12 protein-coding genes are annotated in these 14089 nt (G+C 61.7%); 4 read left to right on the top strand and 8 right to left on the bottom strand.

Features of this window, described 5'->3' with window-relative positions; genetic code table 11:
* Window positions 1-56: 56 nt before the first annotated feature.
* From V2B23_RS25410 to V2B23_RS25380, 7 genes are all read right to left on the bottom strand, one after another.
* Window positions 57-1631, bottom strand: a complete 1575-nt coding sequence (locus tag V2B23_RS25410) for an ABC transporter substrate-binding protein (RefSeq protein ID WP_430952839.1) — start codon at window positions 1629-1631, stop codon at window positions 57-59.
* Between the two features lie 39 nt (window positions 1632-1670).
* Window positions 1671-2690, bottom strand: coding sequence for an ABC transporter ATP-binding protein (locus V2B23_RS25405; RefSeq protein ID WP_430952838.1), 1020 nt, complete (start codon window positions 2688-2690; stop codon window positions 1671-1673).
* 8 nt (window positions 2691-2698) lie between these two features.
* Window positions 2699-3697 carry an ABC transporter ATP-binding protein gene (locus V2B23_RS25400; protein WP_430952837.1) on the bottom strand — a complete coding sequence of 333 codons (999 nt, stop codon included), beginning with the start codon at window positions 3695-3697 and terminating at the stop codon, window positions 2699-2701.
* Window positions 3698-3749: 52 nt separating this feature from the next.
* Window positions 3750-5318: an ABC transporter substrate-binding protein gene (locus V2B23_RS25395; RefSeq protein ID WP_430952836.1), complete on the bottom strand. Its 1569-nt coding sequence runs from the start codon at window positions 5316-5318 to the stop codon at window positions 3750-3752.
* Between the two features lie 90 nt (window positions 5319-5408).
* Window positions 5409-6311, bottom strand: coding sequence for an ABC transporter permease (locus V2B23_RS25390; protein ID WP_430952835.1), 903 nt, complete (start codon window positions 6309-6311; stop codon window positions 5409-5411).
* The gene (locus V2B23_RS25385; RefSeq protein WP_116103668.1) at window positions 6308-7261 is read right to left on the bottom strand and encodes an ABC transporter permease; all 954 of its coding nucleotides are present in this window, start codon (window positions 7259-7261) and stop codon (window positions 6308-6310) included. Before V2B23_RS25385 ends, V2B23_RS25390 begins: the two co-directional genes overlap by 4 nt.
* A 366-nt stretch (window positions 7262-7627) precedes the next feature.
* Entirely contained in the window at window positions 7628-8674 is a 1047-nt protein-coding gene (locus V2B23_RS25380; RefSeq protein WP_430952834.1) for a 2Fe-2S iron-sulfur cluster-binding protein, read from the bottom strand.
* A gap of 139 nt (window positions 8675-8813) precedes the next feature.
* Here V2B23_RS25380 and V2B23_RS25375 point away from each other — a divergent pair, with 139 nt between their 5' ends.
* Genes V2B23_RS25375 through V2B23_RS25360 form a run of 4 tightly spaced genes read left to right on the top strand, consistent with a single transcriptional unit; the run spans window position 8814 to window position 12959 of the window.
* Window positions 8814-10229, top strand: a complete 1416-nt coding sequence (locus V2B23_RS25375) for a class I adenylate-forming enzyme family protein (RefSeq protein ID WP_430952833.1) — start codon at window positions 8814-8816, stop codon at window positions 10227-10229.
* Window positions 10210-11115 carry an acyl-CoA dehydrogenase family protein gene (locus tag V2B23_RS25370; protein WP_033236991.1) on the top strand — a complete coding sequence of 302 codons (906 nt, stop codon included), beginning with the start codon at window positions 10210-10212 and terminating at the stop codon, window positions 11113-11115. Before V2B23_RS25375 ends, V2B23_RS25370 begins: the two co-directional genes overlap by 20 nt.
* Window positions 11102-12190 carry an acyl-CoA dehydrogenase family protein gene (locus V2B23_RS25365; protein WP_430952832.1) on the top strand — a complete coding sequence of 363 codons (1089 nt, stop codon included), beginning with the start codon at window positions 11102-11104 and terminating at the stop codon, window positions 12188-12190. Before V2B23_RS25370 ends, V2B23_RS25365 begins: the two co-directional genes overlap by 14 nt.
* A gap of 1 nt (window position 12191) precedes the next feature.
* Window positions 12192-12959, top strand: coding sequence for an enoyl-CoA hydratase/isomerase family protein (locus V2B23_RS25360; protein ID WP_430952831.1), 768 nt, complete (start codon window positions 12192-12194; stop codon window positions 12957-12959).
* Window positions 12960-13020: 61 nt separating this feature from the next.
* Here the strand turns inward: V2B23_RS25360 and V2B23_RS25355 are convergent, their stop codons facing one another.
* Window positions 13021-13914, bottom strand: coding sequence for a TIGR03619 family F420-dependent LLM class oxidoreductase (locus V2B23_RS25355; RefSeq protein WP_138870322.1), 894 nt, complete (start codon window positions 13912-13914; stop codon window positions 13021-13023).
* Window positions 13915-14089 lie beyond the last annotated feature (175 nt).

Raw genomic sequence — 14089 nt, 5'->3', positions numbered from 1 at the left:
GTCCCGCGAGTTCGCAACTCGCGGGACCATCTTTGTGTCTTCAGTTGTGTGGAAGATCAGTTGGTCATCCAGAACTCCTCGGGCAGTGGTGATCCGAAGCCGTACATCTGAACGCCATGTGCATTTTTTGCGGTGATGACGGACGGTGCAGACTTGGCGTACCAAATACCCGGATTGAGTGCTACCAGACGCTTCTGCACGGTTTCGTACGCCGCGCGGCGTTCCTCGATCGTCGTCCCGACACGGCCGGCGTCCAGGGCATCACTGAGTTGCTGGTCGCTTATTCCGGTGATGTTTCCCTGCGAAGTGGAATGAAATGCGGTCCACAGTGCGGCATCAGGATCCTGGAACAGTGCCGATGCAATGATCATGTCGAAATCATGCGTGGCATTGCGGGAATTCCCGGTCGCGGCGTCGACAACTTCGATATCCATGGACACATTCTTGAAGGCACTCAGTTGGGCTTGCACAGTTTCGGCGGTTGCCTTGTTCTCCGGCAGTGCGTAGGTGGTGAAGGTGAAGGACAGGGGTTTACCCTCCGCCGCCAACTCGTCGAAGAGCTTCTGCGCCGTTTCCTTGTTCGGGGTCGTCAGCGGAATATCCGCGAAGAACGGTGACGTTTCCGGGAAGAGCGTCTGCGGGACAACGCCTTTACCGTCGTTGATCACGGTGTTGACTGCTTCGAGATCTACAGCCATGGAGACTGCCCGACGGGCGCGTTCGTCGTCGAACGGTGCGCGCCGCACGTTCATGCCCATGTAGAGTCCGCCGCCGAACGACACTGTGTCGGTAGATAAACCGGAGTCCTGTGCCTGAGCCAGGCTCGCCCAGTTCGTTTCCATGGCAAAGTCTGCGCCGCCCGCGATCATCGTGTTGAGGCGTTGCGTAGCGTCAGCCACCGTTCGGAGGGTCAGCCCCTCGAGGTACGGCTTCGGCGCATCCCAGTACCGCGGGTTCTTCTTCAGCTCCATGACGTCCTGGCGTGTCCACTTCGTCAGCGTGAACGGCCCGGCGCCGACCGGGTTTTCGTCGAAGGCGGCTTGCCCCTTCTGCAATGCAGTGGGTGAGGCGATCCAGTTCATGGCACCGGTCACCAGTGCCTGCGGGAAGACCGGACTAGGCGCTGCCATCACGACGTTCAGAGTCGTCGAGTCCACCACCTCGGTGGACGCCACCTGCGATGCCTGTCTGATCGAGTCTGACGGATTCGCGGGATCACGCAGACGGTCCCAATTGAATTTCACGGCTGCGGCGTCCAACGGTGTTTCGTCGGAAAACATCAGTCCGGGGCGAAGTTTCAGCGTGAACGTCGATCCACCGTCGGCTGTGGAGAAGTCCGTCGCCATGGTGAACTTCATATCGAGCGTCGAGGGATCCTCGATCATCAACGTTCCGTACAGCGCGTTTCCGAGAAGGCTTTGCCGCGTCCACGAATTACCCAGTCCAGCCGGGTCGAGAGTGCGAGGCTCGCCGATGACGATGGCACGTGCCACACCGCCCGGTACCGGTTCACCGGCATCGGCGTTGGTTCCGGTGGTTTCTGCGGGGCTGGTACCGCATGCACTGAGAAACATTGCCGCGGAACACACAGCGGCCAGAGTCGCGGCTACTGCGCGTCTCGTTCGGATCATGGTCGACCTTTCAGAAGTAATGCAGCTGGCAAGTCGAGGTCACCCGGCGACGCTGTCCACCAGAAGGTTCTTGCTCACCGGAGCCAGGGGGAAGTGACACGCCGCGAACTGACCGGGACGAACCTCTCTCATCTCAGGTTCCTCCGTAACGCACCGTTCCTCGACCTGGGGGCAGCGGGTGCGGAATCGGCATCCACTCGGCGGTGAAAGCGGCGACGGCACATCGCCTTCCAGTGCTGGTCCGGCAAAGCCCTTCTCGGGATCGGTCAGCGGTACCGAATCGAGCAAGGCGCGGGTGTAGGGGTGTGCGGGGTCGTCGTAGACCTCGACGGAGTCGCCGAATTCGCAGACTTTGCCCAAGTACATGACCATGACGTTGTCGCTGACGGTGCGCACCACACCAAGGTCGTGGGCGATGAAGACAACGGTGAGGTCGAACTCGCTCTTGAGTACTTCGATGAGGTTCAGGATCTGTGCCTGTACGGAGACGTCAAGCGCGGAGACGGGTTCGTCGCAGATCAGCAGCCGGGGGCTCAGTGCGAGCGCACGGGCGATCGCCACACGTTGTGCCTGGCCGCCGGAAAGTTGGCGCGGCAACATCTCTGCGAACCGCTCACCGGACAGGCCGACCTGTTCGAGTACCGATGCCGAGGTGGTGACTTTTTCTGCGGTGGGGGCGCCGGCGACTGCCATACCCTCGACGACGATGTCTTTGACGGAGCGACGCGGGTTCAATGACGCTACCGGGTCCTGGAAGATCATTTGCATGTCGCGGCGCAGTTTACGCATCTGCGATTCGTCGGCGTTTTCGATCCAGTCCTCACCGAAGCGGATTCGGCCCGCGGTGACTCGGTCCAGACGCAGAACTGCGCGTCCGGTGGTGGACTTTCCGCAACCGGATTCACCGACGATGCCGAGGGTTTCGCCGGGCAGGACGTCGAAACTGATCTTGGATACGGCCTGAACGGTTCCGGAACTTGTGTGATATTCCACGACAAGATCTTGAACACTCAGGAGAGCGTCGTCGCCCCGTAGATGGGCGCTACCACTACCAGCCATGAGATTCTTTACCTTCCGGACATTGCCGACGCCGGAACGGCGACCGGGTTGAGGCACGCCACATCATGATCTGCGCCAACTGATTCCAACTGCAGGCCGGGAGTGGAACACTCTGCGACGGCCTGACCGCAGCGTGGCTCGAAGCGGCAACCTTCGGGCGGCGACGTGGGATCGGGGAGCGATCCGTCGATAAGCCTCAACGGTGAGTGACGTTCGTGGTCGATGGTGGGCGTTGCGCCCAGGAGTGCGTGGGTGTAGCGGTGGCGTGGCTCGTCGAAGACTTCTCGGGTAGAGCCGATTTCGGCGATCTTTCCCGCATACATTACGGAGACGCGGTCGGTTCGGCCGGCGACGACGGCCAGGTCGTGGCTGATCAGCAGCATCGAGGTGCCACGTTCGCGTTGGATGCGCCGCAGCAGGTCCAGGATCTGACGCTGAATCGTCACGTCCAGTGCCGTGGTGGGCTCGTCGGCGATCAACAGGTCCGGTTCGCACGCGAGTGCGATCGCGATCATGACGCGCTGGCGCATGCCGCCGGACATTTCGTGGGGGTAGTTGCTCAGGCGTCGTTCGGGGTCGGGCACCCCGACCTCCTTGAGGAGGTCGAGGGCCCGACTGTGCGCTTCGGAACGGCTGACTCCGAGATGGCGGCGCATCCCTTCGGTCATCTGTCGTTCCACTTTGACTACAGGGTTGAGGGATCGGCCCGGATCTTGGAAGACCATGGCAATCTGGTTGCCCCAGATCTCGAGCTTTTCCTTCTTCGTCAGCGCCAGTAGATCGCGTCCTTGGAAGGTGATTTCCCCTGATCGGCCTGAACGTGGTGGCATCAGGCCCATGATGGCCCGTGCCAGGACGGACTTGCCGGAGCCGGATTCACCGACGATTCCCAGTGCTTGACTTCGTTCCAAGGTCAGGGACACGTCGTCCACGGCACGCACGATTCCGCGTGGTGTGCCGATGTGGGCACGTAGGTTCCTCACTTCGAGGAGTGGCTGAGAGTTCATGGTGATCCGGCCCTTTGATCTGTAGTCGGCTACTGCGTCGAATTGCTTTCGGCTACTTCGCGATCCACATACCGTCGGTGAGAGGTGAACCCGAGCCGTACATGGTGACGCCCTGTACGTCCTTGCCCGTCACGGTCGACGGTGCTGCGCGGATGTACCAGAGTCCGACGGTGAGGTCGGCGAGGCGCTCCTGGACGGTTGTGTACGCGGCCTTGCGCTCGTCCTGTGACTGTGAGGTGCGGCCGACGTCGAGTGCGTCACTGAGTTCCTGATCGTCGACGCCGATGATGTTGCCCGGGGACTTGTTGTGGAAAGTCGACCACATGGAATCCGGATCCTGGATGATCGCGGAGGAGACCACCATGTCGAAGTCCTTGGTACCCATCTTGGCGGTGGCGGCGGCGTAGTCGACAACATCGACCTTGGCCTCGACGTTCTTGTAGGCACTCAACTGCGCCTGAAGTGCCTCACCTGCGGTCTTGCTCTCGGCCGTCGGGTACGACGTGTAGGTGAAGGACACGGGCTTGCCTTCGGCAGCCAGCTCGTCGAAGAGCTTCTGCGCTTCGGCCTTGTTGTACTCCGCGAGCGGGATGTCTGCGTAGAACGGGGAGGATTCCTGGAACAGAGTGTCCGGAACCTCGCCCTTGCCGCTGTAGACGACGGTGTTCAGAGCATCGAGATCAACTGCGAGCGACACCGCGCGACGGGCACGCTCGTCGTTGAAGGGTGCGCGCCGGAAGTTCATGGACAGGTACTGGCCGCCGCCCATCGGAACGATATCGGTGGGGAAGCCGGCAGTCTCGGCCGTATCCAGCGTCTGCCAATTGGATTCGCTGACCAGGTCGGCGCCACCGGTCGACAGTGTGTTGTAACGCTGATTGGTGTCAGGAGCCACGCGAACGGTGAGGGTATCCAGGTACGGACGGGGCGCGTCGTAATACGTGGGGTTCTTTGCCAATTCGATGGAGTCCTGCCGTGCCCACTTGGTGAGCGTGAACGGCCCGGCGCCGATCGGGTTCTCGTCGAACCCGGCCTGACCCTTCTGCAAAGCGGCCGGTGAGGCGATCCAGTTCATCGAACTGGCGATGAGGGTCTGCGCGTAGTGCGGAGTCGGCATGACCATCGTGACGTTGAGGTTGGCCGGATCGACGACGCTCAAATTGGCGATCTGTGCGACGTAGCGAGCGGATGTCGAACCGAGAGCCGGGTCCTTGAGGCGCTCCCAATTGAACTTGACCGCTTCGGCGTCGAGGGGAGTTCCGTCCGAGAACTTCACGTCAGGGCGAAGCTTCAGGTTGAACGAAGCGCCACCGTCGGTAGTCGTGAAGTCCTCGGCCATGGTGTACGTGACATCGAGGGTCTTGGTGTCGTTGATCATCAACGTGCCGTACAGCGAGTTGCCGAGGATGCCCTGGTGTGCCCAGGTGTTGGACAGCGTGGCGGGGTCGAGGGACCGCGGCTCGCCCGCCATGATCGCGCGGCCGGCACCGCCGGATACGGGATCGCCTGCCGCCGTAGTGCCCTCGTTGCTGCTGCCGGAATCGGAGCCGCAGGCGGTCAGCACGAATGCTGCGGTACACACCATCGCGACCGCTGTCAGTAAGCGTCTTTTTCGGATCATGGAAAGCCCTCTCAGGTGGAACGTGGAAATGAGTACGTCGTGTCGAGCGGGAAAACGGTCTTGGTCGTTCAGTCGTGCAGTCCTCGAGGTTCAGTCGTGCAGAGTGCGGTCGAACTTGTTGCGGAGGAAGTCACCTGCCTGATTGAGGGCGAACACGGTGAAGAAGATCGCCAGCGAAGGAACGAAGACCAAGTATGGGTAGTCGGCAATGTAGTTCTTGCCGTCGCCGATCATTCCGCCCCAACTGGGCTGTGGCGGTGGGATTCCCAGGCCGAGGAAGCTCAATGAGCCTTCGGCGACGATCAGGGCGGCCATGATGATCGGCAGGAACGCAGCCAGGGGAGCGAGGACGTTCGGCAGGATTTCCTTGAACAGGATTCGCCAGTGTCCGGCGCCCATGTTCCGTGCAGCCCGGACGAATTCCCGTGAGCTCCAGGCCATTGTGTTGGCTCGGGCCAGACGGATGAATCCGGGGATCACGACCAGGGTCAGTCCGAGCAGCATGGTCGGAATCGAGGGGGTCAGGACCGATGCCAGCGCCAGCAGCAGGATCAACGGCGGGAACGCGAGCATCGCGTCGGCGAGAAGGGTGACACCGGAATCCAGACGCCGCCCGAAGTATCCGCCGACCAGGCCGATGAAGGAGCCCACCACAAAACCGATCAACCCGGCTACAGTGCCGACAAGAAGCGAGACACGGGCGCCGTAGATGATGCGGGAAAGCATCGATCGCCCGAGAGTGTCCGTCCCCAGCAGGAGATCGAGGGATTCGAACGACGGTGAAAGACGTGGTGCGCCAACCGGAACGGAGTAGGAGGCAATGGGCAGGACATTCGCCAGCGCGGCTGCGAGCAGTACGGTAACGAGCCAGCCGAAGGAAAGGTACACCAGAATGGATCGTGACTTTTTTGCTTTTGGCACCAGGGGCGCTGGCGGGTCCGCCGGTTGCTCGTCCTGCGAGCCTGTCCTGTCTTCGACAACTGATCGCGTCATGCTCCGACAACCTTCCTGACCCGTGGGTCGATCAATCCGTAGCTGAGGTCGACCAGGGTGTTGATACCCACGTACACAATCGCGATGAAGACCACGATTCCCTGGACCATGATCACGTCGCGCGAGGTGATGGACGAGGAGATGAGCTGTCCCAAACCGGGTAGACCGAACAGTGTTTCGACGATGACGGTGCCGCCGATGAGTCGGCCGAGACTGATGCCGGCAACGGTGATCAGGGAGAACGACGACGGTCGGAGCGCGTGCCGGAACATCACGTACCACCCGGGCATTCCCTTGGCCCGAGCCGCTGCCACGTAGTCCTCGCGCAGGGTTCCGATCAGGTCGGTGCGGAGCAGGCGGTGGAAGGCGGCGATCTCGGTCAACGCGATCGCGATGGCGGGCAGCAGTGCGCTCTGGAGGTTGGCGCCGAGGCCTTCGCTCATACGCGACCAGCCCGTAACCGGGAAGAGCTGGAATTTGATCGCGAAGTAGTAGATCAGGACCGGGCCGGCGATGAATGCCGGAACCGAGAGGCACACAGCCGAAACGACATTGATGCCGCGGTCGAGCTTGCTTCCCGGGCGCGACGCGGAGGCGACGGCCATCAGGACAGCAACGACCAGAGCAATGATCAGGCCCATGGCGGCCAACTGCAGGGTGACAGGGAGGCGCTCGACGATCGCCTCGCTTACTGACTGACCGGTGAGCGGTGAGGTTCCGAAGTCTCCGCGGAATGCATCACCGAGCCAATTGAAGTACTGAGACCAGACGGGAACGTCGAGTCCCATCTTTGCTTCCATTGCCGCAACGGCCTCGGGGGTAGCGTTTTCACCCAGGATCACCTCGGCGGCTGACCCGGGCGCCAGGCTCAACAGCAGAACAGCTGCTGCCGCTACCAACAAGACGACCACCAAGCTGCGGCCTACACGCCTCGTAATTGTGAGAATCATCCAACTCGACTTTCATCATGCAAGCGAGGCCAAAGTTTCTTGTACGCAGAGATTTTGGACTGTTACGAAGCTTGCGTGTGATTATGCGCACTCTTGGCGCACCTGGATTTGTTGTAATATATTCAATGATCGCTGCGAATGGCAAGAGAAACCTGGATCGAACTCTCGTTGGTGCATTTCGACGTTCACCGTATTCCAGTCAATGATCCTGTAATACAACAGGATTGAGGGTCGTCAAAGTAGCGCCCTCAGTGTGTGTGCCGAAATTGGGCGCGGCGATGTTGCACATGTCGCCGAGCTGATGCCTCCGAGCGAATGCGTCAATCCTGTTGTTTTACAACGACTGTTGGCCTGGCCGCTCCCGTCTCACTCGTATTTCACCGTGATGGACTCGGAGTCGGGTATCGCCTGGCAGGTGAGAACGTAGCCGTCCGACACCTCCTCGTCGGTCAGTGCGTCGTTGATTCTCATCACGGCACTTCCCGAGGTGACGTGTGCCATGCAGGTTGCACAGTTTCCGGCTTCGCAGGAGAATGGCGGCGTAAGTCCCGCGCGCCGAGCACTTTCCAGCAGAGTCTCATTGGGGTGTCGTGGTACCGAGGTCTTCTTTCGCCCGAGGACGATGGTCACGGTTCCGGTGACTTCGGTGGAAGTTGTTTCGGTAGCGGCAGATTCGCCGGCGGTGATCGGTTCGGTCGCAATCGGTTCGGCGGCAATCGGTTCAGCTGCACTACCGAATCGTTCGCTGAAGACGCGGCCCGGTCCAGGGAGTGCCGATTCGATCAGATCCATGAAGGGTTCGGGGCCGCACAGGTAGCTGTCGGCGCCCACGTGCTTGCCGACAAAGTCGAGTACTGCAGCCTTGTCGAGGAAGCCGTTCTTGTCGTCGAGGTGGCGTGTGACGGTGAGTCGGCCGGGGTAGCGGTCGACGAGTTCCGAGAGAACGCGCTCGAAGATCATCGAGTCGTGATCACGATCGGCGCACAAGAGGTGAACCTCGCGATCGGTGGTGGCGAGGGCGGTCTTGGCGAGCGACAGGATCGGGGTGATGCCGCTGCCGCCGCTGAACCCGAGCAGTGGCGCCTCGGATTCGCGAAGGCGGAACGTGCCGGCGGGTCTGGTGACGACTACCTCGTCGCCCTCGGAGACATTGTCGTGTAGCCAGTTCGAGACCTTCCCTCCGGCAACACGTTTGACGGTGGTCATCAATTCGTTGTCGGTGTCCGGTGAGCTCGACATCGAGTACGAGCGGAACAGTTCGGTGCCGTCGACCTCGACGCGGAACGTGCAGAACTGCCCGGCGCTGTAGGTGAACGGTCCGTCTGCCGGAGCGAGAACAAATGTGCGCGCGTCGGAGCTCTCTTTGACGATCCGGGTGACGGTCGCTCGTTGGAACAACGGTGGTCTCGCCATGGCTACCTCCTGCTGATATTGAGATTCTATAAGTTTGAGAATACTATTCTCTCAAACGAGATAGGATCTTCTCAATGAAGCATTTGTACACGCGAGACGGGGGATGCGCTAGCCCCCATCCCCCAGTGAGGAGCCGAGGATGAGCGGGCAGAGCGTCCTTGTGTTCGACGAACAGAAATACAGCCGCGACGAGCTGGAGGCGCTAGCCGACGCGCTTGCATCGCGGCTGGTTCGGGACGGTGTCACTGCTGGTCAGCGCGTTGCTCTCATGTCGTCGAATCGCCCGGAGTTTGTTGTCGCGGTACTTGCGATCTGGCGCGCGGGCGCCGCTGTCGTGCTGATCAGTCCAGCGTGGAAGAGCGTCGAGGTTGCGCACGCGCTGGCGACAACGAGCCCCGTGTATGCAATCGGCGACAATCCTGTGCTCGAAGAACTGATGCCGATGCTGAGCCTTGACGAGTCGGTCTCGGGCAGCACCGACACACGCGGCACCGGAACGTTCGGCGAGCCAGATCCCGCGTCGGATGCCGTTCTGGTCTTCAGTTCGGGAACAACCGGCTTACCCAAGGCGGTCCGGCACACTCATGCGTCGTTTGCCGTTGCCGTCGAGCAGTGGCGAGATGTGCTGGAGTTGACGGAACGAGATCGCATGCAGATCGTGACTCCGCCTTCGCACATACTCGGGCTCCTCAACATCGTCACGGCACTCGAGTCCGGTGCATGGCTGCGGCTTCACCGCCGATTCGATCTCGATACGATGCTGCACCACATCGAGGTAGACCGGATTACCGTCGAAATGGCCGTGGCGCCCATCGCTCTGGCCATCGCTTCGCATCCGAAACTCGAATCGTACGATCTCTCATCGCTGCGCTACATCATGTGGGGCGCAACACCGGTGACACCTAGTGTTGCCGAGGAAGTCACGCGGCGAACAGGTGTCGGGTGGATGCCGGCGTACGGTGCCAGTGAGCTGCCCGTCATCGCGTGCAACCCTGTCGAGGGTGCGCAACTCGACAGCGTGGGACGCGCGGCACCGGGCGTGAGCCTTCGAATTGTGTCCACCGAAACGGGCGACGTGCTCGGGCCCGGTGAGACCGGAGAAATCCAGGCACTGTCCGCATCGGTCATGGCTGGGTACCTTCCCGACGAGGAAACCGCCGGCGCGTTCGCCGACGGTTGGTATCGCACCGGTGACGTCGGACATCTCGACGACGACGGTTGGCTGCGAATTACCGACCGTCTCAAGGAAATGATCAAGGTACGCGGCTTTCAGGTAGCCCCGGCCGAGATCGAAGCAGTCCTCCACGGACACCCCGACGTCGCGGATTGCGCGGTGTTCGGAATTCCCGACCCGAAAGACGGCGAGGCGATTGTCGCGGCCGTCGCGACAAACGGCTCGATCGGCGAAGTGGAACTCATGGAACTCGTAGCCGGCCGGATGGCCGGCTACAAACGCCTACGGCGAGTGGTGTTCGTGCCCGAAATTCCTCGCCTGCCCTCCGGCAAGGTGTTGCGCCGAGAACTCAAGGAGCGCTATGGACGTACGTCTGACTAATGAACAGCGGCAGCTGCGTGACGCTGCCGCAAAACTGGCCGACGATTTGGGGCCGGGCTCGGTCCTCGACTTGGAGGACGGCTCTCGCATCGCTCGTCTGGAGAAGGCGGTAGCCACAACCGGCTGGCGTTCACTCCGTTCGGACGGAGCGTCTGGCGTCGAAGTTGCCATCGTCGCAGAGGAATTCGGCCGCGGACTGGTCGACGTTCCGTTTCTCGGGCCGGTGCTTGCCGACGATCTACGTCGTCATGTCGCCGACGATCAGCTCACGTGGGCGATTGCTGTCGGTGACGAGGCGGTCGACGCGACCGGCCTTGACCACGCTCTTGTCTTGCGTGAGAACAAGGCCTTTGCCGGCCGTGTCGGACCGGTAGCTGCCGGCGCCGATCTGACTCGAGGTTTTGCCGAGTTGCTCGATCCGACGGATTCCCTCGGGGAGATATCGACGGACGACGTGACGCGTTGGGAGGCACTGGCACTCGTAGCTACTTGTGCCGATCTGGTCGGCACGGCGCGGGGCGCTCACCACGTTGCGACCGAGTACGCCAAGGTCCGTGAGCAGTACGGCACGGCCATCGGGTCGTACCAGGCTGTTGCGCATCTGCTGGCCGAAGGTCTCGCGCTGATCGAAGGATCGGTGAGTGTGCTCCGGTACGCGGCGTGGGCCGTGGACGAGCTGCCACCGACCGAGGCGATCGCGGCAGCGCGGATCGCAAAGATCTACTGTGCGCGGGCAACTCGAACCGTGTGTGAAACCGCAGTGCAGGTGCACGGCGGAATCGGCAACACGTGGGAGTGCCTTGTGCATGTGTACCTGCGGCGGGCATTGACGTCCACCGAACTGTTTCCCGTAAGGCTGGAGGAGATCGACCTTGGACTTTCGTGATTCGCCGGAAGAAGCCGCTTTCCGAGACCGACTGAGGTCATGGGCAGCTGAGCGGGCAAAGACATTCCCGAGCTCGGGAGACGAGTACTGGGCACGGCAGGGCGAGTGGCATCAGGCGCTGTACAGCGGCGGATTCTTCGGCGCATCGTGGCCCAAAGAATATGGCGGACAGGAACTACCGCCTGTCTACGACGTCATCGTCGACGAAGAACTGGCCATCGCGGGTGCGCCGCCGCGGCCCAGCCTCGGGTACCTCGTCCACGGGCTCGGTAGGCACGGCAGTGAGGATCTTCGGCGTCGATTCCTACCCGGAATGATCAACGGCACCGAACGCTGGTGCCAGGGATTCAGTGAGCCAGGTGCGGGTTCGGATCTTGCCTCGCTCACGACCACCGCCACCCGAGAGGGTGACGAGTACGTCATCCACGGCCACAAGATCTGGACCAGCTACAGCGATGTCGCCGACTGGTGCCTGCTCTTGGCGCGGACGGAACCCGATGCCAAGCGTCACCGCGGGCTGACGGCATTTATCGTCTCGATGGATCAGTCCGGTATCGAGCAGCGTCCGCTCAAAATGATGAACGGTGTAACCAAGGAGTTCGGCCAGGTGCTCTTCGACGGCGCCCGTGTGCCGGTCGATCAGATGGTCGGCGCTCCCGGTGAAGGCTGGGCGTTGGCCATGACGGTTGTCGGGCACGAACGTGAACCATCCACACTGGGATACGCGGCACGCTACGGCAAACTGGTCCGCCAGCTCGCAGCCAGGAGCGATGGACCGCCGTCGACGGAATTGGCCTGGGCTGCAGTGGAAACGGAGATGCTGCGGCTGCACGTGCGTCGCCGGTTGTCGGAGCAGCTGGACGGACTGTCGCACGGGTCGGAGGGCTCGCTCGACAAACTCCTCATGACCTGGGTAGATCAGGCCGTCGGGCACGCAGCGTTGACGGAGGCGGGCAGTCGCGACACCGAGATGCTCGGCTCGTACCTGTACAGCCGCGCCCAGAGCGTCATGGGTGGGACATCACAAATTCAGAAGAACATCATTGCCTCGCGCATTCTCGGATTGGGAGTTTGACATGTACGACATGCCCGAAGAGATCGACGTCCGCGCAGAAGGCTCGCTGCGGATCATCACTCTCAATCGACCGGACGCGCTCAACGCCGTCAACGACAGCCTGCATACCGGCTTGGCGGAGTTGTGGCCGCGGCTCAGCGCGGATCGTGACGCCCGTGCCGCAGTGCTCACCGGCAACGGCAAGGCTTTCTCGGCGGGTGGCGATTTTTCCTACCTCGCAGAGTTGGCCGAAGACTCCGAAATGCGGGCTCGCACAATCGCGCACGGTCGTGATCTGGTGCTCGGCATGGCTCGGTGCCGGGTTCCGGTGATCGCGGCTGTCAACGGCCCGGCCGTCGGCCTGGGATGCAGCCTCGTTGCACTGAGCGACATCGTCTACATCGCAGAATCCGCCTACCTGGCCGACCCGCACGTGCAGGTCGGACTGGTTGCCGCCGACGGTGGACCGCTGACCTGGCCGCTGCAGATCAGTCTGCTGCTGGCCAAGGAATACGCACTGACCGGGACGCGCATCGGAGCTGAAAAGGCCTGCACGCTCGGCCTGGCCAACCATGTGTCTCTCGATCCGCTTGCCGATGCCATCGAATGCGCGAAAAAGATTGCCTCGCAGCCGCGTCAGGCCGTCGAGAGCACCAAGCGACTGCTGAACATGCACCTCGAGCGGGCGATTCTTGCCACACTCGACTTTGCGACGACGGCGGAAGAGTTGACCTTCCAGAGCGAGGACTTCCGGGACAACATCGCGAAGCTCACCGCAGTGAAGAGCTGATTCGGAGAAAGTGGAAGAGGCTGGGCACCAGGGGATCTGTGCCCAGCCTCTTCTTTTCACATCACATGCACTTGGAGACGATCTCTTCGGCGAACTTCTCGATCGGGGCTCGGTACTGCTCCGCGCTTCCCTTCAAGTGTGAGTGGTCGCCGCTGTGCTGAAGATCCCAGTTGGCCCATGGTGAGCACATCACGCCGGTGATGCCGATGTCTTCTGCCCGCTTGTAGAGGTCGGGTGTGCGCTCGTCGAACAATCCGAGAATGATCTCGAAAGGCTCGTTTTCGCGTCCGTATTCGCGGCGGTAGCCCTTGATCCGGTCGATCCACACTGTGGCTTCTTCCAGCGTGTATGCCGTGCCGACCCAGCCGTCGCAGTAACGCGCTGCACGTTTGAGGGCGGCAGCGGATTCGCCCCCGCACAGGATCGGGACAGGGGCAGGCGGGTGCGGTTCGATCATCATTTCAGGGATGTCGTAATACTCGCCTTTCCAGGACACCCAGCCGCCCTTCCACAGTGCCCGTAGTGCCTGGACCATCTCGTTGAGTCGTGGTCCACGGTTGTCGAAGTCCTGGCCGAGTAGTTCGAATTCCTCGCGCATCCAGCCGGCGGAGAGTCCGATGGACACGCGGCCGTTGGACAGTGCACCCGCGGTGCCCACCTGCTTGGCGACCTCGAGGATGGGGCGCGCAGGAGCGATGTAGACGTTGTTGCCGAAATGCAGGTTCTCAGTCACTGCGGCCATTGCGCCGATGAGAACCCAGGCATCGGGCCACTCGGTGTCGGGCTGCCAGTACGGCACGCCGCTTTCCGTTGCAGGATAACGTGTTTTGAGTTCACGCGGGAAGATGAGGTGGTCCGATACGAGGACGCCGTGATAGCCGTTCTCGTCGAGCATCTTTGCGACGGCGGGCATCTCGGCGGTGTTCATGAAGGCTGTGCCGGTCCAGAATTTCATGCTTCTGCCCTGCGCTGACGGATGATTGTCGAACATGTGGAAGTCATGCGGACACAGTATGGGAATGCGATTCAAGTTGTCGGAGAACCAGAATCTTTGATTGTGATTGCAGAACAAGGGGTTTCGTGGGATCTCGCGACCGGACCGGGGGCGCCACACTGCTGTCGACGCCCCC

This window comes from Rhodococcus sp. 24CO, assembly GCF_050586165.1.
In the GTDB taxonomy this organism is placed as follows: domain Bacteria; phylum Actinomycetota; class Actinomycetes; order Mycobacteriales; family Mycobacteriaceae; genus Rhodococcus_F.
The sequence above is the reverse complement of the archived record's forward strand: the minus strand, read 5'-3'. Positions and strand labels throughout refer to the sequence as shown.

Bases quoted from the DNA above. Each gene is read 5' to 3' on its own strand.
- V2B23_RS25410 (WP_430952839.1), bottom strand. From the start codon at position 1,631: ATGATCCGAACGAGACGCGCAGTAGCCGCGACTCTGGCCGCTGTGTGT.
- V2B23_RS25405 (WP_430952838.1), bottom strand. From the start codon at position 2,690: ATGGCTGGTAGTGGTAGCGCCCATCTACGGGGCGACGACGCTCTCCTG.
- V2B23_RS25400 (WP_430952837.1), bottom strand. From the start codon at position 3,697: ATGAACTCTCAGCCACTCCTCGAAGTGAGGAACCTACGTGCCCACATC.
- V2B23_RS25395 (WP_430952836.1), bottom strand. From the start codon at position 5,318: ATGATCCGAAAAAGACGCTTACTGACAGCGGTCGCGATGGTGTGTACC.
- V2B23_RS25390 (WP_430952835.1), bottom strand. From the start codon at position 6,311: ATGACGCGATCAGTTGTCGAAGACAGGACAGGCTCGCAGGACGAGCAA.
- V2B23_RS25385 (WP_116103668.1), bottom strand. From the start codon at position 7,261: ATGATTCTCACAATTACGAGGCGTGTAGGCCGCAGCTTGGTGGTCGTC.
- V2B23_RS25380 (WP_430952834.1), bottom strand. From the start codon at position 8,674: ATGGCGAGACCACCGTTGTTCCAACGAGCGACCGTCACCCGGATCGTC.
- V2B23_RS25375 (WP_430952833.1), top strand. From the start codon at position 8,814: ATGAGCGGGCAGAGCGTCCTTGTGTTCGACGAACAGAAATACAGCCGC.
- V2B23_RS25370 (WP_033236991.1), top strand. From the start codon at position 10,210: ATGGACGTACGTCTGACTAATGAACAGCGGCAGCTGCGTGACGCTGCC.
- V2B23_RS25360 (WP_430952831.1), top strand. From the start codon at position 12,192: ATGTACGACATGCCCGAAGAGATCGACGTCCGCGCAGAAGGCTCGCTG.
- V2B23_RS25355 (WP_138870322.1), bottom strand. From the start codon at position 13,914: ATGAAATTCTGGACCGGCACAGCCTTCATGAACACCGCCGAGATGCCC.